The organism is Arenibacter sp. F20364 (genome assembly GCF_023015905.1).
GTDB lineage: Bacteria > Bacteroidota > Bacteroidia > Flavobacteriales > Flavobacteriaceae > Arenibacter.
In genome coordinates, this window is sequence record NZ_JALKBD010000048.1 from 1 (window position 1) to 25,638 (window position 25,638).

The window sequence follows — 25,638 nt, forward strand, 5'->3', positions numbered from 1 at the left end:
AAAAAAAAATGGGGGTCTTCGATATTAAGATCCAAAGGAAAAACGGGAAACCTATTATTGTCAATATATGGAAAGGGGTCAGTGTACAGGGTGCTGCCGGAAGTGGTAAGACGATTTCGATAGCCGGGTGGATACTCTACTGGATGGGCAAAAGAAACGTGCCCGGGCTGATCTATGATTACAAAGACTTTGAATTTGCAGAAATTGTCCATTGGTTTTATAGAGATTCCACTATACCGGTCCATTTGTTCAGTCCCGCGGATCCAAACAAAGGTGTCCAGTTAAATCCAATTTCCGTGGATGTGCTCCACAGAAAGGAAGATATATTATTGATGAGCAAGTGCATCGTCAACAGTGTTTTGAGCAAGGAACAAAAAGGCAATTCCTTTTTTGTGGAAGCGTCGGAAGGTGCCATTACGGGAGCAATCATAAAACTTAAGGAAGATCATCCCCAATATTGCTCCTTTTCCTACTTGATAGCCATTTTCTTGGTCAAAGATGCGGAAGGTCTGGTCAAATTTATAGAGACCAATCCAAATGCGGCACGCCAAGCCCGCGCATTCTTGGACAGTGCGGATTCCAGTCGTCAAATGGCCGCCGTAAAGGCGACCCTATCCAATGCTTTTAGGATGTTCGATGTGCCCAACATCATTTATAGCATGCAACGCAACGAGGTGGACCTTGCCCTGAACGAAAAAGGAAAGGAATCCGTGCTATGTTTGGTCAATAAGCCTAAATACGGGGAGATTTATGAGCCGTTATTTTCAATCGTCGCCCAATCGGTACTATTGCAGATGGGGCAAAGGGGGAAAGAACCATCCTACTTGCTTTTCGATGAAGCACCAACATTGAGGATCCCTAAAATAGAAAGGGTCCCGGCAACCATGAGAAGCTTCAATATAGCGACAATCTATATGCTACAAGATAAAGTACAGGCCATAAACCAATTAGGGGCCAATACCATGAAGGAAGTTTTGGCGAATTTAACTACATTGTTCTTCGGAAAAACCAACGATCCCGATACCGCAAAATATTTTGAATCCTATTTTGAGGAAATCAAAGTGAAACAAAGATCTGTATCGAAAAAGAACAGTGCTTTTTTTGAGGCCTCGGATGCCCGGACGACCACAAGTGAAAGGGAAGAAAAGAAACATAAAAGTTATGAAATGTTCAAAAGAAGTACAGGGCAGTTTTTTGTTTTCGACGAAAAGGGGATGGGATATGATGCGGATATAAAGAAACCTGAGATCCAATTGGAGCCAATAAATAATATCAATACGGTCACGGAATGGGAAATCCAACGCAATTATGACCAGGTATTCAGCAATGCTGCCAAAATTTAAGTTTAATCAATAATCAATTCAATATTAACCTTTAACATTATGAAAAAAAAGCTTTTAATTATCGGGATAGTATTATTTGCCGTTTCACCATTATTTGCCCAGGATCTTGGCCTGGAGCAAAAGGCACAAACGATGTGGGACGATATCAAGGCATCCGCCAAATATATCTTTGCCGCTATTTTCCTGGTTTCCGCGCTTGCCAATTCCGGTAAGCTCGTTGGAGAAAATAGGGACTATATGGCCTTTTTTCGCGGTCTGCTCCTATGGTTCGTGGCCATGACCCTAATAGCCGGTGTCATAGCATTCATATTAGGACAAACATTCTAATATGAAACACAGTAACGATTTGCCAAAATATAGGATCAAGGTTGAAAAGAACATCAACAAAGAAGCCGTTCTCTTAAAATTAAGGTTCAATTATTTCTTTGTCTTTGTAGCGATCGTGATCGGTATTCTCGCAATGCTTTTATCGTCTTTTACGATGAAATCCCTTTTTGTGGCAATCGTTATCAGTGTGGGCTCTTATATGCTTATCCATTTTTTGGACAAAAGCAATGCATTGGACGATCTGGCAGTTTCAAAATTGCCCAGATCTATTGAGAACGATCTATATGAATTGAACGATGAGATCTATCCAGTTATCAAAAAATCCCCCGATACTAAACATTGACCAAAATTGTTTTTTATCCAATAACGGGGATACCGTACTTGCCTATTCCTTGGTCCTTCCCGAGGTCTTTACCCTCGGGAAGGAGGATTATGATGCCATGCACGATTATTGGTTCAGGGCACTGCGACAGCTTCCGGTATACAGTTATGTGCACAAACAGGATATTTTCCTGAAACAATCCTATTCGGGGGAGAACCTCCCGAACAGCAGTTTTATACAAAAAGCGACAAAGAAGCATTTTTACGGCAGGGAGCATTTCCAACATTTCCCTTTATTGTTCATCGGCAACCGGGGAGCCAGTTTTTTTAAAAACCCCTCATTGTTCAATCCATTCAAACCCCTTCCGAAAAAAGAAACGGTATTAAAGGAGTTTGGGAGGGATGCCATTTTCCGCAGCGAAGTCACAAAATGCATCGATTTTTTGAACAATTCCAAATACATCAAGGCGATCCCACTTTCCGAAGAGGAACTGCGCTTGTTACAGGAGAATTATTTCAATGGGTTCCAGGGAAATACCTTCTATGATACCGATCTGGAAGATAAAGTGAACGATCGGCATTGTGTGTCCGTGGGCAATAAGAAGATCGGGGCTTTTTCCATCAATAAGATCAAGCAGTTCCCCGAATACATAGATATCTATAAAAGGGACAACGACTACAGCAGCAAAAAGTTCGAGTTCTATAAGGGATTGGCGGACGATTTTGGCTTTAGTATACCCTACGATCATATCTATAACCAAATCATATATCTGGACAACCATTATTCTAAAAAAGAGTCCTTGAAAGAGCAGAGCCGAAGGCTCAAAGGGGCCCAGGGCTTTGATTCCGAGAACAAGGATGCCGGGGAGGAAGTGGACTCGTATATTACCGAACTGAATAAAAACGAGCAGAAGATATTGGTCCAAGGCCACACCAATATTATTTATTACGCCTCGAACGATACGGAATTCGAGCGTTGTACCAACCATATCGAGACCCTATTTAAGATCCATGATTTTCGGCCACAATACCCCAAAAAGGAGGTGTTGAAGGAACTTTATATCAACTCTTTTGGGGGGTTCTCGGGACGTATCAGCAAGAATAGAATGTACGACACGGAATTGCAGATATGTACCGCACTATTTTTGAACATCACCCCTTATCGCAACGATGAGGACGGCGTTATCTTTTCCGACCGATTGTTCAATATCCCGATCACCAGGGACGTGCGTGGGGAGTTCCATAAGCGCATCAAGGCATGGAACTTTGCCTTTTATGCTCCTACCGGGGAAGGGAAATCGGTACTGGCGCAGCACGTTTTTAGGCAGTTCAACGAGATGGGCTATAAAAACGTCATTTTCGATATTGGCGGAAGTTTTAAAAAGCTCGCTTTATTGTTGCCTAAGGAGACCACTCTGTTCTTTTCTTTTGAACCGGGAAAACCCTTGCCATTGAACCCCTTTTATGTAGCGGAACCCCATAATATCGAGGCTTTTAAATTGAAGGCACTCGCAGCTTTTGTGTTCAAGCTCTGGCGGCCCGAAGAAGATATCATTACCGATGTAGAGACGGCTTTGATCAAGATATTGAAGACCTACTATGACAACGTGCGTTCGGGTTTTTCCTTTCCAAGTTTTTACGATTTCGTATATACCAACCAGGACAAACTATTGGAACGGCTCGAGATAGAGACCCGATTCTTTGATATCAAGAATTTTTTGTTTTCAGGTTCCCGATTTGTAGATGAGGGGGCTTATGCCTTTTTGTTCAAGAATACCGGGGACGAAAGCCATCTTATCGATGAAAAGAATTATATCGTATTCGAGTTCGACAAGGCACAGGATGATCCGGTCGCCCTATCCATCCTGATGCTGATCGGTGCCGAATCGGTGAAAAAACTTATTTGGGAGGACAAGACGACCCCCGGGGTCATCTTTTTTGACGAACTGGCAAAGTTCATCAAATATAAATCGATAAGGGATACCGTGGTATTCTTTTACCAGGCCATACGAAAGCAGAACGCAGCCGTAGGCTGTGCCCTGCAAAGCCCCTCTCAGCTCCCGATAGGGAGCGATACCGAAGCGATGATCGATAACACACAAGTGTTGTACATACTCTACAATGAAAAGGGTTACGGTCCCCTTGTAGAGCGGTATTCCCTGTCGGACCACCAACACAGCCTATTAAAATCGCTTACCTCCATCAACGATTCCGATGGAAAGATCGGTTTTACCGAGTTCGCGCTCATTATCGGGAGCGAGATTTGGATCATGCGGGCGGAACTGCCCAAAGAGGCCCTGAAGCTGTATCAAACGGACGGCGCGGAGTATGAAGCGATCATGAACCTTTTTGAGGAAAAAGGGAACATGGAAGAGGCTATTTTAGAACACCTTAAAACACATTGAGCCATGAAGAACGCGATCACCATTATTTTACTATTTGCCGTTGTTGCGATAAACGCACAGATCCCTACGGTAGTCAACGACCCACAGGCAAATGCTTCTTTGACCTCTAGGATAACACAGGGCGCAATGCAGGTCAAAAATGGAGTGGAGCAACTGAAAATACTAAAGGATGCAAAAGATGCGCTCAGCAAGGTCAACAATATTTTGAGGGATGTCAACGAAATCGAGGAGATCTACGAACTGCAGGTCAAAATATTGAACAACTCGACCAATAGCGTCAAAAAATTAAGGGATTCCAAACTTTTTTCTACCAAGGAGATCGGGAATATCAATAAGAGCTATACCCTTATTATCGATGGGTCCATCAAAAGTTTGGATGTCCTGGACAAGCTCTTGACCAACGACCTTTTTACAATGAAAGATGCAGAACGGTTAAAATTCATCAAGGAAATAAAAGGAGAATTACAGGAACGGTATGTGGGCACCCAGGCCCTTTACCTACGCTATATCAATAAGGCGGAGCAACGAGCGAGACAGAATTTTTTTAAGAAAAACGGATAGATTATGGTGGATCTGAGCTACGATTTTATCAAGGATATATTTGCCGGCCTTGGAAAGGGCGATTCTTTTGAATGGTTCAATTACAGCTATAAATTTTTGGCGGCCAGTTTCTTTCTTTTAACGATCTACTCGAACATGATCACGAGCAGGTTCGAATGGGGGGAGCCCAAACTCCCTTTTGACCAAGGCAAATTTTTCAATGTGATCATCATCATTATCCTAATCGCCAGCTATGACTATATATTGATATTGCTCGATTCCCTGTTATCGCCCCTGGACGCACAGGTCAATAAATATGGAACGGTCCATCACCTATTATCCGAAGATGACGTAGTAGCAACGACAGAAGACCTGAGTGCAATGGCCACGTTAAAGGAAGCGGCCGTACAGGTGATCGAAATGATGAAAAACCCCTTTGGGATCTTTATTAAGATGGCCTATGTCCTGTTCTGGTTCTTGGACAACCTGGTATATGCCATTTTTCTTATCGAACGCTTTTTTTTCCTGACCGTCCTTAGGCTCCTCGGCCCAATCGTTTTTGTCATGGCCATATTTGAAAAGTTCAGGGATCTTCTCTATAAATGGATCAAATTGTACGTCGCCATTTATTTATTGATATTACCCTTTTTTGTGGTCATCTACGTGACCAACGAAATATTCAGGCAGTTGAGCATTCAGGTCGATGATGCATCCTACCTGACCTTTTTGCCGAACGTGAAATTTCAGACCTATGCGGTGATCGTAGGGCTTTCCTTTTTTATAAAGTTGCGATTATTTAAAAAATCAACAGAAATAGTCTATAAATTATTTATCTGATGGAGAAAACAAAAACAGACCTGTACAAGTCGATATCGAGCAATAACAGTATAACCAAGATAGCCGTGATCCTTTTGGCGGCGGTCTCCATTTCGGCCATCGTGATCATCTACCTGATGCACGTGAACCATGACAAGTATGTGTACGGGCTATCCAAGGACAACAGTTTGTTGCCCCTGGAGCTTATCGACAAAAGAGAAGTGGCGGAAGTTTACGAAAAAGGGCATATATCGCATTTTATCGAACTGTTCTATACCGTGAACCAGTACAATTACAAGGATAGGATCGAACGCTCCCTATGGTTGATAGACGATAGCGGAAAACAACTCTATGAAAGCTATACCAAAAGAGGGCATTACAATAAATTGATCCAATCTTCTTCCGACCAATCGGTCCAGGAGGTTAAAATAGTGGTGAACGGGGCCAAGAATTTTAAGGCGGCCATATTGGTGGCCATCAATAAGCCGAACCAAAAAGATGGGCGGTTCTATAAGATCATCGTAGAGGGTTCCCTGGTCGAGACCGAACCCGATTACCCTAGGAACCCTTATGGATTCATTATTTCTAATTACAGAGAAACCGAGTATACCGAAATGACCAAATAATATGGAAAACCTGATCAATAAGATAAAGGAATTGGAAACCCCACAGATCATCATTTTTGGGATGTGCCTTATCGCTTTCGTTTTTCTGTGCTATGGGATATTTTTTGACGGGCAAGAGGAAGATACCAGGACGATAAGCAATACGTTGGAACTTCCGGAGGACGGCAAAGCTGTCACCAATTTTGAGAGCAAAATGGATGCCTATGGCGTTCAGGAGGAAAAAGGGAGCGGTATAGACCTGGATTTTGGGGAGGACTTTTTTAGCAATGATGGCGATGTCCGGGATTCTTTGGATAAAATGGACCGAATGCAAAAGCTTAATGACCAAATCGAACAGATCGAGTCCAAAAAAGGTGATCAACATGTATATAGCGAAGAAGATGATCTGATCATCCAGGAGCTCCAAAAAGAAATCGAAAAGGAAAAAACGGTGCCACCGCCCCCAACACAAAAATCCGATTACCCCAAAACCCCGGAACTGACCTATGAAGAAAAATTGAGAAAGGCGAGGGAAGCTAGGGTCAACCATACTGTCAAAGAAGAAGAGCCACCGGCTGAAATTTTTCAAACTAAGGCGGTCATCTACCGGGACCAGTTCAAGCTGCCCGGGGAACTGGTAGAACTCGCTTTGACGGAGGATTTTAAATACAATGAGAAAATATTTAAGAGGGGAACCCTTTTATATGCCGATCTGAATATTGAAAAAAATCGGGTGCTGTTCAATATTACCAATATTGCCCACATACCCATGAATATTGAGGTAAGGGACATCAGGGACGGAAGGGTCGGGATGTATTCCACAAAAGCAGGGGAGCTCTGGCAAAAATACGAGAGCGAGGCCCTTGATGATACCGCGAACGCTGTAGAGCAAGAAGTTGGTGCGGGTACGGGCTCTAGAATCCTTTCAACGTCCATAAATACCATTTCCAGTTTTTTCAAAAAAAAGAAGCTGAAACAAAACGAAAAGATTCTTTTGCTCAACGATCAGGAATTGATAGTACACATTAAAAAAGAACAATGATGAAAACACTTTTGATCACCTTCATGCTATTGCCCCTATTCCTATCGGCCCAAAAGGAAATAGAGATATCGGAAGATTATACCACGGTAATGATCTTTCCTTCGGAAATAGAGGAGCCCATTTTGGGCAACCAACAAGAGTATTTTATAAAGGAATCCCCCAACAGGAGCCAAATTGGAAAACGCACTATTCGACTTGGGTATATAAAAGTAGATAAGGTCGAGAAGAATACCAATTTAACGGTTTTCACAAAGGACGGGAACAGTTATGAATACCTATTGAAGTATAAGAAAACACCGGAACAATTGACCCATTATATAAAATCCGATGAAAGCCAAATGAACCTTCTGGAGATATCCGATCAGGTCCAAGCCACCAAGACCCCAGAAATTGTAAAGGCACCTGGTTCCCATTATTCCGAAGACGTGGAAACGATCAATAGTCCGTCCACAAAAGCAGTAAAGGAAGAAACGGTTGGTGATAGCCTTTATATAACCAATAAGACCGCTTATATCAATGAAAAATGTGCTGCCGTCAACGATGGACCCAGACGGATCCTTAGAACCTTCGATGCATCGAGCAATGTTAAGCTGACTTTAAAGCAGGTAAGCTATGCCAAGGACGAGATCTATTTTCATCTTTTACTGGAAAACAAAGGCGGGCAGGCTTACGATGTCGATTTTATAAATTCAAAATTGGCAAGGGGCTATAGGGGTTCGGGTACCGACCAGAGCATTCCTTTAACGCCCCTATTGGTCTACAATAATCCCGAGAGGGTAATGGGGAACACCGGCCATGATTTTATCATGGTCTTTAAAAAGTTCTCCATCAACGATAAAAAAGAATTGCAGATCGATCTCGCCGAAAAAAACGGGGAGAGGAATCTGCTATTGCGCATCAATAATAAACTGATCAATAATCCAGTTAAAATTTAAAACATGAAGAAACTAGTTTGCATTTTAATGCTCTCCGTCCCGTCCCTGTTTTTTGCCCAGGAGCCCTCTTTGGGGGTTTCAGGAGGTTACACCACCAACGGCTTTGCCGTTCAAGGTGGCTATTATCATGGCCTATCCGATAGGTCCGACCTACATTTATCGCTTTACTTTTCGGTTGCGGAATCCAAAAGCGGTAATATGAAGGTGCCCTATAACGACCTAAGTTTAAACATAGGGTACTACTACAATATCTTACAGGATAGGTACAATCGTTTCCATCTTTCCCTAGGGTTAGGTGGGCTGGTCGGTTACGAGATCCTAAACAACGGGGACAATGAACTGCCAAACGGAGCGGTAATCGATGGAGAAAGCCGGCTTATCTATGGAGGGTTTGTGGGCGGGGAAGCGGAGTATGCCCTATCCGATACATTTTCCCTGATCTTGGTGGCCACTGAATTTTACCATGTCAACAGCGATATTGGAAACACCTCTTTTTATGGAGGATTAGGAGTTAAGTATACACTATATTAAAATCCCGAATTATGAAAAATATAACAAGAACACTAACCGTAATTTCGTTCCTATTACTGACCATTTGGGCATGTGACAAGGAAGTGACCGTAATTTCAAGCTTTGACTTTACCCTTGAAGAATCCCATGAGGAAATAGCTACCATAAATCTGCCCCAAAAAACGGTATTGATCATAAAGCCGGAAAAAGTGGTAAGTACCAATATCTATAGATTCAAATATGAGGTCTTGAACGGAGAAGGGAATTATATAGGAACCGATGGTTCCGTAATCCCACAAAATGAATTCTTTCCTTTAAACGCGTTAAGTTCCGACCTTAGGTACAAAGGAACATCCATAAATGTCGATAAGGTTAAAGTAACGGTAGCGGATAGCGAAGGAAATGAAAAAGCTATCGATATTAACTATGACGTAAGACATAATAGCTACAACTTCGAAGCTTCTACACCTGTGAACGAGGTCAATGTCAATGCCTCCAGAGCCTTTTCTACAAGTCTTTTCAATACGGGTAATGATAAGACGGTACATTATGAGAGAGCTTTTTTTATCATTCAAGGAACCGCTAGAATATTAAATGCCGATGAATCCGAAGAAGTAGAAATAGGAACATTCGAGCCTATTTCCGAAGGAACGGTCAGCAATATTATCAAGTTGTTAGAAGCAGGTGAATCCAAGCTTGTAGTTAGTACAAGAGATAGCAATGGCCAAGTAAAAAATGATACCATTAATTTTAACGTAAATGTTGTTGATTTTTCTTTTACGGCAGCTCCTGAAAAAAATACCGTTTTCGTTGGGGAAGATGTCAACATCAATTTTAATTTGAGCGAGAATCAAGGAAGTGGTGGACAATACCAAATGCGATTTGAAATAAAAGAAGGAAATATTATTATGAAATCAGGAGGTTCGCCAATTCCTACTGGAACGTTAACCAATGTTTCGTTAGGTAATTTTTCATGGATAGTAACACCTACAGATAATAATCCTATTGAACTAAATTTCTATGTAAGGAATGAATCCGGGGCAGAAATCCAAAAAGAGGTTTCCATTGGAATCACTGCTAGTACTTTTGAATTTAGCCCTGTACTCACAAGCAATGAAGCCAACATTAATGAAACTATTTTTATTAATTCTACTATTACCGAGTTTGGAAACGGTCAGGAACCTTATAGCCTAATATTTAGCTCTACAGGAACAGGTGAGGTTGAGTATAATGGGGCCGTATACACAGCTGGTCAAAAGATCGAAGGAATTACTATTCCCAATTTTACTATTAAATATACTGGTTCTTCCGAAGGCTTACATCAAATTACTCTTGTTTTAACCAATAATAGTAATGTTGAAAAAACTAAATCAGTAAGTATTCGTTACAATAGAACCACATTTGACTTTACAGTTGCATCAGTTCAAAACGACGTTCAAACAGGTTCACCAGTAGGTCAAAATTTTAATATTATCCAAGTTGGAGCAGAGGCATTAACATACTCACTCACATTTACATCTACAGGAACTGGAAGACTGGTATATAATGGCGTAACCTATAATCAAGGCCAAGTAATTGGAGGTATTTCAAAGGGATCTTTTTCCGCAAACTATATAGGAGATTCGGTTGGCGAACATCGAATCACATATAGCATAAGGGCTTCAAATAACGATCTGGTCGATAAAGGAACGTTAATTAATTTTCTAGTAAATCCATATTTAACAATTAATTCGTGGGGTGTTCCAGAATCTTATGAATATGGCAACAGATCATTGAGAGATATGGATATCGCATTTTCTGGTAATTTTGTTGAAACGAATTCAGAACTATCGGGAGAACTAAAAATTAAGTATAAAATTACCAGCCAAACAGGTAACGGAGAGCTTAAACTTAATTATGTTGTGTTAAATGCAATAGGAACTGTTGACGGTTCTGATGCCACTACCGAAGACAGTTATGTCAATATTCCAAATAATGCTGATTTCACAATTTTAACGAACTTTGCAAGATTATCTCAAACTCATGTGGGAGGTAATACTATAACTATTTTATTTACTATAACCAATGATATTCAAACCGAAGTTCGTGAAATAAGATTCATATCAACGGCTCCATGATTTTTAAAAATGTAACTAAAAATTTGGTATAGTTTTTGCGAATATTAATATTTAAACCTACTGATTATGAAAAGAATATATTTAATAATTTTCACCTTTGCATTCCTTAGTTGTGATAACGAGGATGTGACCCCCACGAATGAATTTATGATTTCGGAATTTAATCCCGTACAGGTAAATGGAAACACGATCAGTATTGATTTTGACTTAGAGATTTTCCCTCTTTATAAGGAATCTACTTCTAATAGTAATTTCAACGTTCGTTTGTTCAGTCCTTCTAATGTTGATTTCGACAATAATGTTTCCAACATTCAAGTTAATGGGGCGACACTTTCAGGAGAACAAAGTCTTGGTACCAGACGTATGAGTGTTCAGTTTGACATTAATCCTGATCAGTATAACTATTTGACTTTAGAGGTTAACAATGGGGATGTAAATAAATATATCAATTTTCAGGTATTGGAAGAAGGTGGGGATATTCCTTTTTTAGCAGTTCATAGGACTTCTTCGGGTGACATACGTACGCCAAATATCAATTATGATATGAGTGTTTTCAGAATCGACTTATACTCCAAAAGGAATTACAGAATTTTAAGTACAAACGGAAAAGAATTGTGGACTATCACCGCTAAAAATCCTAATCAATTAGTTTCTGATAGCGGAACCGGTGCAACTACTATAATCGAATTAAGGGTAGAGGAACAATAGAATATGAGTTTATATTAAATTCAAAACCCCTCTTCTAGTTGAGGGGTTTTCTTTTGGTGTCAATGAAGAAACTAATAACACTTATTTCATTATTTCTCTCTATTACTTGTTTTGCTCAAACAAACAAGAAAATAGATTCTTTAATAATCAAATCTTTATCCCAGGCATCGGATACCTCAAAAGTTGTAACGATCAAGAATATTCTGGGAAATAACTTTGATCTTTATAAGGACAGATTCGATTTTATCCCATCCATAAACCCGCTGAACCCGAAAAATCTAAAACGCATTTCCTCTAAATTCGGTAAACGGTTTCATCCTGTGGACAAACGGGCAAAACAGCATTTGGGTATCGATATTTCGTCTAAAATAGGAACTCCGGTACACGCAAGTGCAGCCGGGACCGTTATTGCAACGATCACGTCGAATTATGGTTATGGCAACCAGGTTGTTGTCCAACATGAATACGGATTTGTTACCCGATACGCTCACTTGCATAGCTTTATCATTAGTAAAGGCGATACCCTTCCAAAAGGAAAGATCATTGGTTTTGTAGGCAATTCGGGAAAAAGTACGGGATACCACCTGCATTATGAAATCCATAAATTCGATAAACCCATCGACCCCTACCCTTTTTGTTTTTTAGATATGGACTGATTGCTTCTTTTGCTTTTTTGACCTTTTCTCAGCTTGCTAGTTGAACTGACTATTTTGTGCTAGGCCAATTCCAATTCTTAAATGATGCTTATTATTAGGAATAAGCTTACTTTAGTTACCGAAAAAATAGAAATATAGGTATTAGCACCTATATCCGTACGTTGTACTGCATTATATGAAACTAAATTTTTATTGTAAAGAATGTAAGGCAAATAATTCAATAAGGCTGCCTGTTTCAGACCGTGTAGAAATGAAAATGAAATATGGGGGTGCAATCGAGAAATCCTGTAAATCTTGTTATCTCTCTAATTCATACTCACCTAACGATTTTGAAGCTAGACCTAGCTTTTTCCCTATTATAATTACTTCAATTCTATTAATTATAAGTCTAATCCTTCTGAAAGATTGGATTATACACTTTTTCAGCGATAATAATGAATGGATGGATCGCTTTCCATCAACTTATTTTCAGATAGCTCTTTTATTATTAATTCCGATTATGGTCTTTTTCTTATTCAGGTATGAGCAAGAAAAAGTAGTACGGCTTTTCAATAAATCAAAAGAATAACGCAGTGCAATAATTAAATATTCGGCCGTCGATAGGCCAGGGCTGAATATCTTGAACAGCGTTAACATTTAAATATCATCTTGGCCAAGCTTGCACATTTCATTTAGCAAGGCTTCCGGAGGAAGATTACCGGTAAGTTTTGTCAACTCTTTTCCCTGAATAAAAAGCACCATGTCCAACTTGTGTGCTTCCGCCGTACCCTCAAAGTGTTTCCTTGACTTGTTGATACCCTTTAAGACCCCACATTGGTAGACAATATTCATGAACCTACGAAATTGGGCGTCTGAAAGTCTGGGCTGCCCACCTTTTTTGGTCATTTGTCCGAAATGTTCTGCATAATTGAAAATCATTGGAATTAATCCATTTTTTAGGAATATATCCACAAAACTACATCTTAGAGTTTACCTATGCAATAAAAAGACCTTCGATATAATATTTTGAAGACATCTTAACGGGCTATTGTTTCAATCATTTTAAGCCGTTCTGAGCCACATTAAGGCTTGCGGTAGCTATCTTGGCCGCTTCCTCTGCCAAATTAGCTAGGAACCCCATCAAATGGATTTTTACGCTATCCCTGATGTATCCTCTCCATGTTCCCGCGGCAGTTGAAAAAATATCGGACGACCCCCTTTTTTCCGACCCCCTCCGAAACCGCACACAAGAGCAAAGCGTTCCTCAATTCTCTTGCGTGGGACCACCCCTACCCTGCCCCATCCTTCCAGGGCGTGGATCCTCACGGGTTCATTACGTAGGTTATGCACTTGCCGAGCCCTCGTCTTTCCCAAGCTGCTGCGAAAGTCCGTGCCGTTCCCTCCATAAATTCCGCTTCCTTGCCCGGACCCCCTCACAGCCGCGTACAAGAGCCGCACAACCTGAAAAAAGGGTGCACGGCACTTGCCTTGCCATTGCCCAAGGGGAGATACACGATCGAAGTTTGTTTGGCCGTTGCTATCGCTTTGTCCCACAAATTCAATCGAGAATCTCCATCCAACACATTTTAATAGGAATCGTAAGTTGCGTGCCGCTAACCCTCAGGTTATTTTTTTTGCACGGTTTTTATGCTGCTACTGCAGAATCAAAAACACCACAGCATAGACCAGCTTTGAAAAAAGCACTTCTATGCCATTCGAGCCAAAAAAATACTCTTGCCGGACAGGGCAAGAGTACGCAGCGCAACGTTACTCTTGGTCAATGTTTATTATTTCTGGTCCAAATAGCTCGTTGTCCTTCCATCGACGGCAAATGTAGCCTCTGAGACTTGCTGTGCTGCAATGATTTTTCTAAAAATGGGGAATCCCTCCTACCGGGGGAACCCACCGCAATTTTTAGAGCCGGTCGCCAGCTCCCAAAATCCTTTTGCACGGCAATCAAAGGCAATTGGTACGGCATCGAGGGAGGGGCTAACTTCGTATCCGGGAAATAATAATTTAAAGGGGGATTCTAAAAAATATTATAATTTAGAATAAATTATAATATTATAAAACGCTGAAAAACAGTTAAATAAACTATATATATTATATTTTAACTATTGTTTATATTGCATATATTTTGTATATTGCAGTATAATATTTTAAGGAAGTTTAATCTAAAACAAAACATTATGAATTCAATGAGAAACAAAGTTCAGCTGATCGGAAATCTCGGGGCGGACCCGGAGGTCAAAAATTTAGATGGAGGTTCTAAGGTAGCTCGATTTTCGATGGCTACCAATGAAACTTACAAGAACGCCCAGGGGGAAAAAGTAACCGATACCCAATGGCACAATATTGTTGCTTGGAACAAGACCGCGGAGATTATTGAAAAATATGCTTCCAATGGCGATTCAATAGGGATCGAAGGGAAATTGACCTCTCGTTCCTATGAGGACAAAGAGGGAGACAAAAGATATGTGACCGAAATTGTGGCACATGAAGTCCTATTGTTGAACACCAAAAGAAAACCGGAACAAGAATAGTTTACCCACTTTTAATAATGGGGGCGTCCCCGTCCAAAGTTTCGCCCCCAAATAATCAACAATCCTAAAAATTTAGAATCATGGCAAAGTTAAAATCTTTATTTCATTTTGTTACCCATATTTTAAGCGGCAAAACAGAATCTTCGCAAAGGGAGGTTTTCACTCCTATCGGGTCCGACGATCTTGGCAATATCAAGACCGATCACCCGGACCCTACTTTTAGGCATAAAATTATTTCTTCAAAAAAATCCATCCAAAAATGTTTTCTCCCGAAAGGATAGCACCAAGGGATTATGTGCTCGCACTACTAAAAATGTTTAGTACTAAACATTTTTGACAGGAGAAAAAAGAGGAGAACAATTCAAACCTAAAAATTGGAACAATGAAAAATATAGACAGGGAAGATAAACCCACCAAAAAATTTTATGGCCTATTTCAATACATTTTTGATTTTTACAATGGTGAACTCTTTGATGATGAAATCAAGGATTGCCTGATCGTAATTACACGGCAAAAAAATGTTGCCGGGCACTATGCATATAAAAGATGGTTTCACGTCAAAGATCAGGAGACGGACGAATTGGCGCTGAACCCGTCCATGTTCGTCAAGTTTCCGTTGATCGAAATTTGCCAGACCGTAGTGCACGAAATGTGCCACGGATGGCAGTATCATTACGGGAAGCCGTCCAGGGCGGGCTACCATAACAAAGAATGGGCCAATAAAATGATAGAAGTCGGCCTAATGCCATCGACCACCGGAACGGTGGGAGGGAAAATCGTTGGCCAAGGTATGAACGATTACCCCCTCGAGGGAGGAAAGTTTATGGAAGTTACCGAGGAACTGATGAACAGTGATCTGTTTACCGGCCTATACTTGGAAGTCAATCCGGAGATTGCCGACCTTATCAATGAGAATAGCCCGTTGTTTGACCAGGTAAAGGATCTGACCCTGGCACAGATCGAGTCCAAGCCAAAGGGACCGATTAAGGCAAAGTATTCTTGTAATTGCTCCAACGTATGGGGAAGGCCCGACCTGGAGCTGCACTGTAAACTGTGCGATTCCGATTATGTAAGAATAAAGTAAATACGGACAATATAAAAAATATAGGTAATAAAATGTTGTCTATATTTTTTATATTTTTAATATTGCATATAAATATTATATTAAATGAAAATAGTAGCATTTAGCAATCAAAAGGGAGGCGTTGCCAAAACCACAAGCTGCCTGAACCTTGCGGCCCAGGCAGCGTTAAAGGGGAAAACACTTTTGATCGATTGTGACAAACAGGCAAATTTGACCAAAAACCTGGGACAGGAAAATGCCAAGACCACAATCAATGACCTGTTCTTAAATCGCCCTTTTGAAATTGTAAATGTCCGTAAGAATTTAGATCTGATTCCAAGCTCCATTGAATTCGCGGGTATCGACCTTTTGATCTCAGGAAAATTTGCCAGGGAATTGATCCTAAAAAAGGCCCTTGAAAAGTATCGGGACGATTATGATTATGTTTTTATCGATTGTCCTCCCGATATGAACCTAGTTACGGTCAATGCCCTTGCGGTCGCCGACTTTGTCATTGTCCCGGTACAAGCTGCTCAATTCAGTATGGACGGGGTATCCATTATGATCGAGTTTATTACCGGTGTCCGGGAAAACTTGAACGAGGACTTGACCATTTTAGGTATTTTGTTGACCCACTTTGATGAACGCTTGAAAATAAGCAAGAGTATCGAAGAGGACATCAAGGAAAATGGGTGGGGGGATGCCCTCTTCAAGACCAGGATCAGGAGGAATACGGCCATAGAAAATTCACAGCACAAGGATTTCAGGATGACCATTTTTGAATACGACAAGAAGAGTACCGGAGCGATCGACTACATGAACCTTGGAAAAGAGGTATTGCATAAAATTAAAAAATATTCAGAATAGCACATTATGAGTTTAAACGATCTATTAGCACAGAACAAAGGAAAAAAGGAAACTGCTACGCCTAAGAAGGGAAAGAGCGTCAAAACCGCTTCTAAGGAGGTACAGCACTCTTTTACGGTCCGGCACGACGTATCCACAAAGGTATTGCTCGACAGGATCCAAAGATTGAAGGATCTGACCACCCCGGCAGCGAAGTTGTCCCAGGGGGCAATAGTGAGGGAAGCCCTAGACCTTCTGGCCAAAGAAATGGGATATGATAAATTGGAAAAGAAATATGCGGATTTTTTGGCGCATATCAGTGAAGATTCGGTGCTTAATTCTTAATAAACTTGTATTTTCATTTTCCAGATCGTTTTGAGCTACATTTATAGAGGCAATGGTAGAGAAAAGCTTATATTTTCCAATCCTTGGATTCTCAAACGTTGGTCATCATCAATTAAAAAGTAATTATCAATACACAAACATGGATATCGAAAACTATATTGATTCCCTAACGGACATTGAAAAAAAACACTCTCCTAAGAATTTATTTCTTACGGGGGATGAAAGTTTGCTCTTCCAAAAAAGGAGAGTTTCGGTCGTTGGTTCCAGAAATGCTACCCAGGAAGGGTTGAGAAGGGCCCAAATTGTTTCCAAGGCTTTGGTAAAACATGATATTATTGTCGTCAGTGGTCTAGCCTTGGGCATCGATACCATGGCACACAAAACTGCTATAGCATTTGGAGGAAGTACAATTGCAGTTTTGGGAACACCTTTGAACAAAGCATATCCTAGGCAGAATTCTGACTTATTAGAACTTATTAAAGAAAAGCACCTTGCAGTCTCCCAGTTTCCCGAGGGCTATCCCGCACTGCCCAAAAATTTCCCGATCAGGAACCGTACAATGGCTTTAATCTCCGATGCGACGATTATTATTGAGGCAGGGGAGAAGAGCGGTACCCGACACCAAGGTTGGGAAGCATTGCGGTTGGGCAGAGAGGTATATTTGTTGGAGAATGTTGCCAACGACCCTTCTTTGACCTGGGCAAAGGAAATGATGGATTATGGTGCCCAATCTTTATCCCGTGAAAATATTGATATGATGTTGAATGACATTCCTTATTTAACATCAAAGTATCAGGATGCCTTTTAAGATAAACTTTGCAACGATGTTGGAGTTTGCTACAAGGGGAACCAATCCTTCGGCTGAACAATCTAAACAGATTTGTGGTAATATTAAAGCGGGTAACGCTAAAGTAATTGAACGGCTTATTTATCACATTAAACAGCTTCCAAAAGATCATCCCATAACCTTGATGTTCCAAGACAACCCTATTTTGGTTCCTGCTCCCAGGAGCACTCCTTTAGTTGAAGGAGCGCTATGGCCAACAAAAATATTGGCCGACCTTTTTTTGGAAGCTGGGCTAGGGGGGAGTGTAGAAGCTCTAATATTCAGGGCCTATAGAGTCCCTAGGTCGAGCAGTTTTAGTAGTGCGGATCAACGACCTAGTTGTAATACTCACTATAACAGTCTAATTACTTCGCCGCCACTCGCGTTTGTTAATAAAATCATTTTAGTGGATGATGTTTTTACCCTTGGCCGCACTTCATGTGCTTGCGTTAGGAGACTGCAAGAAGCTTATCCGGATGCGAATATATCGGTTTTTGCAGCTATGCGTACAAGGGGGTTTGTTAGAGAACTGAAGTATGTTGTAAAGCCCTCTTATAAAACAATGGTTTACACTCCTGAATATGATATCATAAGACTGCCCGATTGATAGTTTGTCATCTTGATAAAGGAAATAGGCCAACCTTTAAGGCAATTTTATTTTTCCCTTTTTTGACCTTTTTTATTTTATATCCTTAGTGCTGTATTGTACTATATATTATTTATTTGCTCGTAATCGGTTGGTATTTATCTTGGCAAGAATTGATTCACTCAATTAACTGCCCTACTTTATTCACTACCTTATATTCTAATTCTTCAAATTCGTCAAAATGTGCCTTTCCGCATTTAATTTTCAATTGTTCGTCCCCACTAAGTTTAGCTAAGTCAACTTTTGGGGTCCCTGTGTCCTTTGTTTCTGCAACAAAATAGATTTTCTTGTCATCTTTAAATACTAAAGCCCAATCTGGATTGTAATTTCCGATAGGCGTAGGTATTTTAAACCAATTAGGCAGTTTGAAATAAAACTTTATTTGGTCGCTTGTTTCACAATCCGTTGCAAATCTACTTTCAACGCCTGAATCCAAGGGGATAAATTCTTCATAGATAGTTTTTGAAGTGTCCGCTACTTTGAAAGAGAAGTCATTTAAATAAACCTCTAATTCTTGTGCTTCAAACAACGCCATTTCATATTCAGCACTGCCGATATGCTCATATTTAATACCGTCTATCATAATGGCGTACAACACTCTTTTTATTCCCTGGGCAGCAAGGTCAAGGAATAATTGAGGGTTTACCAATATATCGCCAATACGATCCGACTTACTCAGAATTTCCTGAATGGTAGAGCGTGTTAATTCTGTTTTGCTTTGAATATAGCCCAAAACATCAGGGATTTTCCATGTATGCCCTTCATAGGTTTCTAACTTTTCGCCTTTGTATTGACCACCAATCCCATCGGTTTCATCCATTGTTACCGCCGTTTTTATGGAGCGCAGGGCAGGGGCTTTAATTTTAGGCAATTCACTAATAACTTTTGCAGCCGAAGTGATTAAATCATCCGTATTATAATCTACCCGATAGGTGGTTTTTTGTTTAAGTTTTTCCCATATTTCTAAAAATTTTGGATCGGCTTCAAAACCTTTACGGTATTTAATTGGGGTACGTTCTCTTTTATTCTTGATACGCCCTTGGAAAGAAACACCGCAATCATCTTCGATTTCTTTTTGCAGCGTTTTTGCAAAATCGTCATAGGATTCATTGGCAATAACGGTTAAACGGTTGATGTTTTGGTCATAGGTTCGCTTTCCTGTTTGGTCAACTGCCAAGCGCAATCCCCGCCCAATTTCTTGACGTTTTTTCATTTCAGATTTTGTTTCGTTCAGAGTACAAATCTGGAAAACATTGGGATTATCCCAACCCTCACGAAGTGCCGAATGCGAAAAGATGAACCGTAAAGGATTATCTAGGCCTAGCAACTTTTCCTTATCCTTCATAATCAGGCTATAGGTATCATCATCAGCTTTGGTAACACCGTTCGTATCTTTTATTTTCCCTTTTTTATCTTGTGAAAAATAGCCGTTATGGATTTGGTCGACAGGGAATCTATCCAGTTCTTTGAATGCACTTTGTCCAACATACTCTTTGTAAATTTCTTCAAACCATAGCGCATATTTTCCGTGTAGCGGATTACCATTGCTATCATATTGCCTATAATTTGCCACTCTATCGATGAAAATTAAGGACAGAACCTTAATGCCTTTTTTATTATACCTTTTTTCTTTTTTTAGATGTTCCTCTACGGTTTTTCGGATTTGAAATTTCATAATTTCATCGGAAAGACCGCCTTGGCTATCGCCTTGGTATAATACTGTGCCATTGGAAAGAGAGATACATTCGTTTGATGCATCTATTTCCTCAACAATATAGCCATCCGCATAAATTTCCCGTTCGTTGGAGAGCGCATATAAATCCTTTCCAACTTCTACGGAAACTTTTTTCTTTTTTACCCCACCTTTATCGTTAATATTAATAATCAGTTTTGCCGTTACCTTGGTTTTTGTTGCTGTGATGCTATCAACGGACACATAAGCATCATTAAAGGCGTTTTCTTCAACGATGGAATCTACCTCGATTTGCTTTACCAAGCCCAAATCATAAGCTTTTACAGGGTTTAAGCTATATGTTAAATTATATTGGTTTTTATGGGTGGCAGAATAACGGAGCGTACAAAGTCCATTTAGGTTTTCAATCGCTGCGGTACGTTTGTCCGTTTCCATGTTTTGAGGTTCGTCCACAATAACAAACGGATTTACAGCCTGGATAAATTGGACTGGCTTACGCCCGTTCAGTTTATCGTTTGGCTTATTGATGATGTTTTCATCCTTAGCAAAAGAATCAATATTGATAACTAGTACTTCAATAGTATTAGTAGTGGCAAAGCCCCTTAATGTAGAAGGCTTTCCGCTATCATATACCTGAAAATTAACAGGCACATTATCATATAGATTTTGAAAATGTTCGTGAGTTATTTCTAAGTTTTTTAGAACCCCCTCACGAATAGCGATAGAAGGCACAACAATGACAAACTTTTTAAAACCGTACAGTTTATTGAGTTCATAAATGGTACGTAAATAAACGTAAGTTTTCCCCGTTCCCGTTTCCATTTCCACGGAAAAATTCATCCCATCCAATTTGGTAGATTTTTCAACCTCATTAGCTTCTTGTATGCTTTGTAAGTTAGATAATATTTGACCTTCGGAAAGTATCAATTTATTACCGACCCCAACAATAGAATGAAGTTCCCCCTGAACGCTAAAATCATATTCAAGTAAAGACTCATCCGAAGGCTGCCCTTCAAATAAATCTGTAACGGACTTAATGGCATCTTGCTGAAATTGCAGATTGGCTTCAAAATTTATTTTCATAGGTTATGTCGTCTTAAATTCAATGCCCGCATCTTTCATTTGTAAAACCGTATTGGTCTTTAATTGGTCATTGTCCTTAAATAATTTATCCAAGGCGATAACCTTTTGGGGCTGTTCTTTTAAAACTGCATCGACAATTTTTTTGTCTGCTTTTTCAAGCATAAAAATCAATTCATTGCCATTAATAGAGTAGTAGTTTTCTTTATGCTCAATCTTGCTATTTAGGTCTTTTCCGCTTTTTAATAGTAATTCATACACCATATTTTCGATGGTGGCATTTTTTGAAACAGGGTCAACGAACAATTTCATTTGTTCTTCCAAAGCTTTTGCATCTTTACCCTTAATTTGCTGCCATTGCTTAAAGTTGCTATCGGAGAGTTTTAGGACTTTAAACCCTAAATCCCCATTGTATTTTGGGGTTTTTTCTTTTATTTTTTTAGAAACTCTACGAATTCGTTCCTTGGCAATATCTGCTATAGTTTTATAACCTTCTTGATAAGCTCGACTATCCTCGGGACATTTTTCTGCCATTTGAACAGCTATAAATTTTTGCTTATTCAATTCAAATACTGATTGGCAAATTGTTCCTGAACCCGAAAAGAAGTCCATAACGATGTCATCTTTGTCGTTAGTTGAAATTTCTATACATCTTTTAATTAGTTCTACGGGTTTTGGATAATCAAAAAACTTTGCTCCCATTAAGTTTTTCAAATCTACTGATGCCTTCTTGTTTCCGTCTATGTCTTTCCACAAGTTGGATGCCTGTTTCAGTCGACCTTCAAGATAAAATTTCAGGTACGGCTTCCAACTTTCTTTATCTTCTGATTTGGTTTTTGTTTGCTTCCATTCAATAAGGTTGTTTTTCTTAAACTCCTCGTATTTAGAAGCAGAACACCTCCATCTACTTTCATAGCCAGTTGGACCATACGGGAAACTATCAGAACCGTCTGGTGCTTTTATTGGGAAGTACATGCTAGGTCTATCTTCTCGCCTATCCTCGCCCCCCGTTTTTCTTAACGGTCTAGTTAAGTATTTGCCATTATCATCTTCCTGATTGTAAATACTTTGTTCTTTTGGGGTTAGGGGTAGTCCAATAAATTCCATTAAAGAACTTTTGGAATAGACAAGTATATAGTCTAATTCCGAAACCAATCCGTTCGTTCCTTGCCCTGTTGGAGTTCCTGTTAATCTGCTAATTTGACCTAGAAAATTTTCTTCCCCAAACACCTCATTCATTAAAAGGCGAAGATTATGAACTTCATTATCATCAATAGAGATAAAAATTACACCGTCCTGACGCAGTAGATTTTTTGCTAGGAATAAACGTGGGTACATCATATTCATCCAATTACTATGATATTGCCCGTTTTCCTTACTGTTTTTATTGAACATGCCATCTTTGGTCATGTAGCCTTCTTCATCTTTATCGCCTACACGTTTTTCGTATTCTTCTTTGGTTTCAGCAAATTTATCGGGATAGATAAATGAGTCGTTACCCGTATTATAAGGAGGGTCTATATAAATCATTTTCACTTTGGCGAAATAACTTTTTTGAAGCACTTTAAGCACCTCTAAGTTTTCGCCTTCGATAAATATATTTTTGGTTTCATCAAAGTTTAAAGATTCATCTTTTACAGGAATTAGCGTACTGGATGTTGGGGCTTGTAAAACTTTAAAGGCTTCACTTTTTCCTGCCCAATTTAAAACGTAACGCTCGTTGCTAAAGTTTATATCTTCCCCAAGTGCAGCTTTTAGTTTTTCCCAATCTATTTTGCCTTCTGCAAAAACTTCGGGCAACACTTCACGTATAGCATTAAGTTTTTGTTGCTGTGGTGTTAGGCTCGTTCCATCCATATATTTTATGATTCTTATTTGTCTGCTAGTAATACTTTGTTTGTATTATGCGAACATAGCGAATTTTAACTTTTTTTCAATCAGGATTATAGAATTTCATCGCTATACATTTCTGTTCTGAAGTATGTAAATTGCAATGTTACCTTTTGCTTTTTTGACCCTTTTTCACTTCATATCCGTAGTTCTGTATAGTACAATACATTTATCTATATGTAAGCAATCCATCTAATGGGCTCATTGAAAGGGTAGGGGTGAATAAAGTTGGTGTAGTACTAAAAAAGGTTCGTTTTTTGAGGCTTTTCAAAAGTGACGTTTAGGGGTGGTAGTTTGAGCTGGCATTCACTTTATTCCTAGCTTAGTTCTTTGTTGGCAAGAAGCTTTTACACGCTTTGTTGTAATTCCATTTCTGGCATTTCATCATAAGTCCTACCATTTAAAGTCCGCCCATTTTTCTTTTTATTTTTTCCTCCCCACTGTTTAAAAAAGAAAGCAACGTCAGCTCGTTGACACTGTTCTTGAATATCAATTACCCAATCAGCATCCATTGGTCTCGGATTATGACCACTTTCTCCTCCAACAATTACCCAATCCATTTTGTCCAAGTTTAAATTTGGTAAAGCTCCAATTAATGGTTCGAGAGAAAGAAATTTCACCCTTGCATTGGTCTTACGTAAAAAGTCTATTCTATTTTCTACTTTAACTTCTTCGACGGATACACCCATCCAAATATTATGTGACCATTTTAATTCCTCGTGAAGCTCTAGTAAGCGTTCAGCTCTTTTTGTCAATATTTGAAAAACGTGTCTTGGATTTTCATTCATTACTTTGAACACCTTTTGGATAAATCCTAAAGGAACTTCTTCATGAAATAAATCACTCATTGAATTAACGAATACAATTTTTGATTTTTTCCAAGTGTAGGGTACTTTCAATGCCTCTGGATGAATTCGTACTTCAAAATTGTCTTTATATTTATCAACTCCCATTGCCTGGAGTCGTTTGGACATGATTTCTGCATAGCAAAATTTGCAGCCTTGGGATACCTTAGAGCAACCAGTGGTTGGGTTCCATGTCATTTCTGTCCATTCTATACTTGATTGTGCCATGTCAGATAAATTTAATTTTAGCGGTATATGTCATTCTCATGGTTGGATTTCCTTTCTTATCAAATAACGCAATTTTATTGCTGTCTACAAGAATTTCAATAGCGTCTTTGTAGTTCTGTTTTATATAGTTTGTACTATAATTATGCTCTCGGTAAATTTCCTCAATCGTTTTTTGATCAAATAAAGAAACATTGCGCAAAATTACTTTGCTCAATTCGTCAACTGAATATTCGCAGAGTGAAGGAAAAAAAAGAGGGTCTTGATTTAGGTTCGCACCGAATAGGGGAACTCCATCATCTTGTATGTCACTATATTTAGTCATTATCTCCTTGGCTCTGGTAATCGCTAAATGGACTTTTGATATGAAAAATAAATAGTGGCTTGTTTGATTTCTATTGGGAAAATTTACTTTGAACTTAAGAATGTAGTAACCTTTATCGGCAAAAATCTTTTGAAATGTTTTAATTATAAATTCCTCTCTTTCGTGTGGTCTTTCTTCTTTTTTGTAAAATTCGAGAATCTCATCGTAGTAGGAAGAAAAAATGCCCTGCATATTTTCTTTAACTTTTTTATTTCTTATTGCTGCTCGAATTCTATTGAAGTTGAATAACATAAATAAATCCGAACCCCAATTCTTGACCGAATATAAGAGCATATTCTGTGTGTAATTATAACCAAGAGGGTCTATAAACGTTAAACTCGGACTTGCAGATTGTAAGTATTCTTCGAGCATTTTTTGGCTAGCAGGTTCATTTGCAATTACAGGCTTGTGTGTAATTTCATCATAGTACGGAAGATTCTCGATATTCTCTTTTAAATCGTTGGCTAATCTCTCGCTTTTATCATTAAAAAAAGTTTTAACAGCATTATCAAAATCAATAAATTGGCCCTTACTTTGGTTTATACTGTTTAAAATTTTAATTGGCGTAGATGGTTTGCCATCATCGTACAATCCGGGCCCAGAAAACAAATCAACATAAACCAATCTCTCAATTTTTCTGTATTGCTGTCCTTTTAAAAGAATCGCTGCCCAAGCTTTGAAATATTCGTTAAGTATTTCAGATTTGATTTCCGATGCAGTACGTTTTTCTTTAAAAAAATCTGATAGACTTATTCCTGGCATAAAATTTTGGTTTGTTTAGCTTGTTACCAACGATAATATATATCAATGATCATATATATTTATACGACTAATGCCAAATTAATAATTTTTTTCTTAAAAAGCATAGTCCCCTAAAACGGCCGTTTTTCGGTACAACCGAAATGCCCTAAAAAAATATCTTATCCTAGTTCCATTTATCGTTCTTTTTAGTAGTTTCGTTATATAAC

25 protein-coding genes are annotated in these 25,638 nt (G+C 39.3%); 20 read left to right on the forward strand and 5 right to left on the reverse strand.

The features are described 5' to 3' along the window. The 13 genes from MWU84_RS21975 to MWU84_RS22035 all read left to right on the forward strand — a co-directional run. On the forward strand, positions 1–1,343 hold a 1,343-nt coding region (locus tag MWU84_RS21975; RefSeq protein ID WP_246905840.1), incomplete at its 5' end, for a type IV secretory system conjugative DNA transfer family protein. Positions 1,344–1,382: 39 nt separating this feature from the next. Continuing rightward, complete coding sequence (locus tag MWU84_RS21980; RefSeq protein WP_246905844.1) at positions 1,383–1,670, forward strand: hypothetical protein; 288 nt, start codon at positions 1,383–1,385, stop codon at positions 1,668–1,670. 1 nt (position 1,671) lies between these two features. Then, positions 1,672–2,013, forward strand: a complete 342-nt coding sequence (locus tag MWU84_RS21985; protein WP_246905847.1) for a hypothetical protein — start codon at positions 1,672–1,674, stop codon at positions 2,011–2,013. Further along, positions 1,967–4,396, forward strand: a complete 2,430-nt coding sequence (locus MWU84_RS21990) for a TraG family conjugative transposon ATPase (protein WP_246905849.1) — start codon at positions 1,967–1,969, stop codon at positions 4,394–4,396. Before MWU84_RS21985 ends, MWU84_RS21990 begins: the two co-directional genes overlap by 47 nt. Before the next feature lie 3 nt (positions 4,397–4,399). Next, on the forward strand, positions 4,400–4,957 hold the full coding sequence (locus MWU84_RS21995; RefSeq protein WP_246905851.1) for a hypothetical protein: 558 nt from the start codon (positions 4,400–4,402) through the stop codon (positions 4,955–4,957). Between the two features lie 3 nt (positions 4,958–4,960). Continuing rightward, positions 4,961–5,773 (forward strand): hypothetical protein, encoded by an 813-nt coding sequence (locus tag MWU84_RS22000; RefSeq protein WP_246905853.1) that lies wholly within the window; start codon positions 4,961–4,963, stop codon positions 5,771–5,773. Further along, positions 5,773–6,378 (forward strand): VirB8/TrbF family protein, encoded by a 606-nt coding sequence (locus tag MWU84_RS22005; RefSeq protein ID WP_246905854.1) that lies wholly within the window; start codon positions 5,773–5,775, stop codon positions 6,376–6,378. Before MWU84_RS22000 ends, MWU84_RS22005 begins: the two co-directional genes overlap by 1 nt. A gap of 1 nt (position 6,379) precedes the next feature. After that, complete coding sequence (gene traM, locus MWU84_RS22010; protein ID WP_246905857.1) at positions 6,380–7,399, forward strand: conjugative transposon protein TraM; 1,020 nt, start codon at positions 6,380–6,382, stop codon at positions 7,397–7,399. Continuing rightward, positions 7,396–8,334 (forward strand): DUF4138 domain-containing protein, encoded by a 939-nt coding sequence (locus MWU84_RS22015; RefSeq protein ID WP_246905859.1) that lies wholly within the window; start codon positions 7,396–7,398, stop codon positions 8,332–8,334. The genes traM and MWU84_RS22015 overlap by 4 nt, the downstream gene beginning before the upstream one ends. 3 nt (positions 8,335–8,337) lie before the next feature. Then, positions 8,338–8,865, forward strand: a complete 528-nt coding sequence (locus MWU84_RS22020) for a conjugal transfer protein TraO (protein WP_246905861.1) — start codon at positions 8,338–8,340, stop codon at positions 8,863–8,865. Between the two features lie 11 nt (positions 8,866–8,876). Further along, positions 8,877–10,961 (forward strand): TraQ conjugal transfer family protein, encoded by a 2,085-nt coding sequence (locus MWU84_RS22025; protein ID WP_246905864.1) that lies wholly within the window; start codon positions 8,877–8,879, stop codon positions 10,959–10,961. A gap of 66 nt (positions 10,962–11,027) precedes the next feature. Continuing rightward, positions 11,028–11,669 carry a hypothetical protein gene (locus tag MWU84_RS22030; RefSeq protein ID WP_246905865.1) on the forward strand — a complete coding sequence of 214 codons (642 nt, stop codon included), beginning with the start codon at positions 11,028–11,030 and terminating at the stop codon, positions 11,667–11,669. A 62-nt stretch (positions 11,670–11,731) separates the two neighbouring features. Then, positions 11,732–12,325, forward strand: a complete 594-nt coding sequence (locus MWU84_RS22035) for a M23 family metallopeptidase (protein WP_246905868.1) — start codon at positions 11,732–11,734, stop codon at positions 12,323–12,325. Positions 12,326–12,961: 636 nt separating this feature from the next. On the opposite strand, the gene MWU84_RS22040 is transcribed toward MWU84_RS22035, so the two are convergent. Continuing rightward, the gene (locus MWU84_RS22040; RefSeq protein WP_246905871.1) at positions 12,962–13,243 is read right to left on the reverse strand and encodes a hypothetical protein; all 282 of its coding nucleotides are present in this window, start codon (positions 13,241–13,243) and stop codon (positions 12,962–12,964) included. A gap of 1,250 nt (positions 13,244–14,493) precedes the next feature. Between MWU84_RS22040 and ssb the strand changes: the two genes are divergently transcribed. The 7 genes from ssb (at position 14,494) to MWU84_RS22075 (ending at position 18,534) form a co-directional block, all read left to right on the forward strand. Next, a complete protein-coding gene (gene ssb, locus MWU84_RS22045) occupies positions 14,494–14,847 on the forward strand; it encodes a single-stranded DNA-binding protein (RefSeq protein ID WP_246905874.1) in 354 nt (117 codons plus the stop codon). 80 nt (positions 14,848–14,927) lie between these two features. Then, positions 14,928–15,128 (forward strand): hypothetical protein, encoded by a 201-nt coding sequence (locus tag MWU84_RS22050; protein ID WP_246905877.1) that lies wholly within the window; start codon positions 14,928–14,930, stop codon positions 15,126–15,128. 101 nt (positions 15,129–15,229) lie between these two features. Beyond that, on the forward strand, positions 15,230–15,931 hold the full coding sequence (locus MWU84_RS22055) for a SprT-like domain-containing protein (RefSeq protein ID WP_246905880.1): 702 nt from the start codon (positions 15,230–15,232) through the stop codon (positions 15,929–15,931). Positions 15,932–16,015: 84 nt separating this feature from the next. Then, positions 16,016–16,777, forward strand: a complete 762-nt coding sequence (locus MWU84_RS22060) for a ParA family protein (protein ID WP_246905883.1) — start codon at positions 16,016–16,018, stop codon at positions 16,775–16,777. 6 nt (positions 16,778–16,783) lie between these two features. After that, the gene (locus tag MWU84_RS22065) at positions 16,784–17,101 is read left to right on the forward strand and encodes a hypothetical protein (protein ID WP_246905886.1); all 318 of its coding nucleotides are present in this window, start codon (positions 16,784–16,786) and stop codon (positions 17,099–17,101) included. A 52-nt stretch (positions 17,102–17,153) separates the two neighbouring features. Then, complete coding sequence (locus tag MWU84_RS22070; protein ID WP_281502607.1) at positions 17,154–17,909, forward strand: DNA-processing protein DprA; 756 nt, start codon at positions 17,154–17,156, stop codon at positions 17,907–17,909. Next, entirely contained in the window at positions 17,899–18,534 is a 636-nt protein-coding gene (locus MWU84_RS22075; protein WP_246905892.1) for a hypothetical protein, read from the forward strand. The genes MWU84_RS22070 and MWU84_RS22075 overlap by 11 nt, the downstream gene beginning before the upstream one ends. A 157-nt stretch (positions 18,535–18,691) precedes the next feature. On the opposite strand, the gene MWU84_RS22080 is transcribed toward MWU84_RS22075, so the two are convergent. The 4 genes from MWU84_RS22080 to tcmP form a co-directional block, all read right to left on the reverse strand. After that, positions 18,692–21,349, reverse strand: coding sequence for a DEAD/DEAH box helicase family protein (locus MWU84_RS22080; protein WP_246905895.1), 2,658 nt, complete (start codon positions 21,347–21,349; stop codon positions 18,692–18,694). A gap of 3 nt (positions 21,350–21,352) precedes the next feature. Then, entirely contained in the window at positions 21,353–23,203 is a 1,851-nt protein-coding gene (locus MWU84_RS22085; RefSeq protein ID WP_246905899.1) for a DNA methyltransferase, read from the reverse strand. Between the two features lie 380 nt (positions 23,204–23,583). Beyond that, positions 23,584–24,309, reverse strand: coding sequence for a phage Gp37/Gp68 family protein (locus tag MWU84_RS22090; protein ID WP_246905902.1), 726 nt, complete (start codon positions 24,307–24,309; stop codon positions 23,584–23,586). A 1-nt stretch (position 24,310) separates the two neighbouring features. Next, a complete protein-coding gene (tcmP, locus tag MWU84_RS22095; protein ID WP_246905905.1) occupies positions 24,311–25,432 on the reverse strand; it encodes a three-Cys-motif partner protein TcmP in 1,122 nt (373 codons plus the stop codon). Positions 25,433–25,638: the final 206 nt, after the last annotated feature.

Excerpts from the sequence above, each read along its gene's own strand:
- MWU84_RS21980 (WP_246905844.1), top strand. The coding sequence starts at position 1,383 with ATGAAAAAAAAGCTTTTAATTATCGGGATAGTATTATTTGCCGTTTCA.
- MWU84_RS21985 (WP_246905847.1), top strand. The coding sequence starts at position 1,672 with ATGAAACACAGTAACGATTTGCCAAAATATAGGATCAAGGTTGAAAAG.
- MWU84_RS21990 (WP_246905849.1), top strand. The coding sequence starts at position 1,967 with ATGAGATCTATCCAGTTATCAAAAAATCCCCCGATACTAAACATTGAC.
- MWU84_RS21995 (WP_246905851.1), top strand. The coding sequence starts at position 4,400 with ATGAAGAACGCGATCACCATTATTTTACTATTTGCCGTTGTTGCGATA.
- MWU84_RS22000 (WP_246905853.1), top strand. The coding sequence starts at position 4,961 with ATGGTGGATCTGAGCTACGATTTTATCAAGGATATATTTGCCGGCCTT.
- MWU84_RS22005 (WP_246905854.1), top strand. The coding sequence starts at position 5,773 with ATGGAGAAAACAAAAACAGACCTGTACAAGTCGATATCGAGCAATAAC.
- traM (WP_246905857.1), top strand. The coding sequence starts at position 6,380 with ATGGAAAACCTGATCAATAAGATAAAGGAATTGGAAACCCCACAGATC.
- MWU84_RS22015 (WP_246905859.1), top strand. The coding sequence starts at position 7,396 with ATGATGAAAACACTTTTGATCACCTTCATGCTATTGCCCCTATTCCTA.
- MWU84_RS22020 (WP_246905861.1), top strand. The coding sequence starts at position 8,338 with ATGAAGAAACTAGTTTGCATTTTAATGCTCTCCGTCCCGTCCCTGTTT.
- MWU84_RS22025 (WP_246905864.1), top strand. The coding sequence starts at position 8,877 with ATGAAAAATATAACAAGAACACTAACCGTAATTTCGTTCCTATTACTG.
- MWU84_RS22030 (WP_246905865.1), top strand. The coding sequence starts at position 11,028 with ATGAAAAGAATATATTTAATAATTTTCACCTTTGCATTCCTTAGTTGT.
- MWU84_RS22035 (WP_246905868.1), top strand. The coding sequence starts at position 11,732 with ATGAAGAAACTAATAACACTTATTTCATTATTTCTCTCTATTACTTGT.
- MWU84_RS22040 (WP_246905871.1), bottom strand. The coding sequence starts at position 13,243 with ATGATTTTCAATTATGCAGAACATTTCGGACAAATGACCAAAAAAGGT.
- ssb (WP_246905874.1), top strand. The coding sequence starts at position 14,494 with ATGAATTCAATGAGAAACAAAGTTCAGCTGATCGGAAATCTCGGGGCG.
- MWU84_RS22050 (WP_246905877.1), top strand. The coding sequence starts at position 14,928 with ATGGCAAAGTTAAAATCTTTATTTCATTTTGTTACCCATATTTTAAGC.
- MWU84_RS22055 (WP_246905880.1), top strand. The coding sequence starts at position 15,230 with ATGAAAAATATAGACAGGGAAGATAAACCCACCAAAAAATTTTATGGC.
- MWU84_RS22060 (WP_246905883.1), top strand. The coding sequence starts at position 16,016 with ATGAAAATAGTAGCATTTAGCAATCAAAAGGGAGGCGTTGCCAAAACC.
- MWU84_RS22065 (WP_246905886.1), top strand. The coding sequence starts at position 16,784 with ATGAGTTTAAACGATCTATTAGCACAGAACAAAGGAAAAAAGGAAACT.
- MWU84_RS22070 (WP_281502607.1), top strand. The coding sequence starts at position 17,154 with ATGGTAGAGAAAAGCTTATATTTTCCAATCCTTGGATTCTCAAACGTT.
- MWU84_RS22075 (WP_246905892.1), top strand. The coding sequence starts at position 17,899 with ATGCCTTTTAAGATAAACTTTGCAACGATGTTGGAGTTTGCTACAAGG.
- MWU84_RS22080 (WP_246905895.1), bottom strand. The coding sequence starts at position 21,349 with ATGAAAATAAATTTTGAAGCCAATCTGCAATTTCAGCAAGATGCCATT.
- MWU84_RS22085 (WP_246905899.1), bottom strand. The coding sequence starts at position 23,203 with ATGGATGGAACGAGCCTAACACCACAGCAACAAAAACTTAATGCTATA.
- MWU84_RS22090 (WP_246905902.1), bottom strand. The coding sequence starts at position 24,309 with ATGGCACAATCAAGTATAGAATGGACAGAAATGACATGGAACCCAACC.
- tcmP (WP_246905905.1), bottom strand. The coding sequence starts at position 25,432 with ATGCCAGGAATAAGTCTATCAGATTTTTTTAAAGAAAAACGTACTGCA.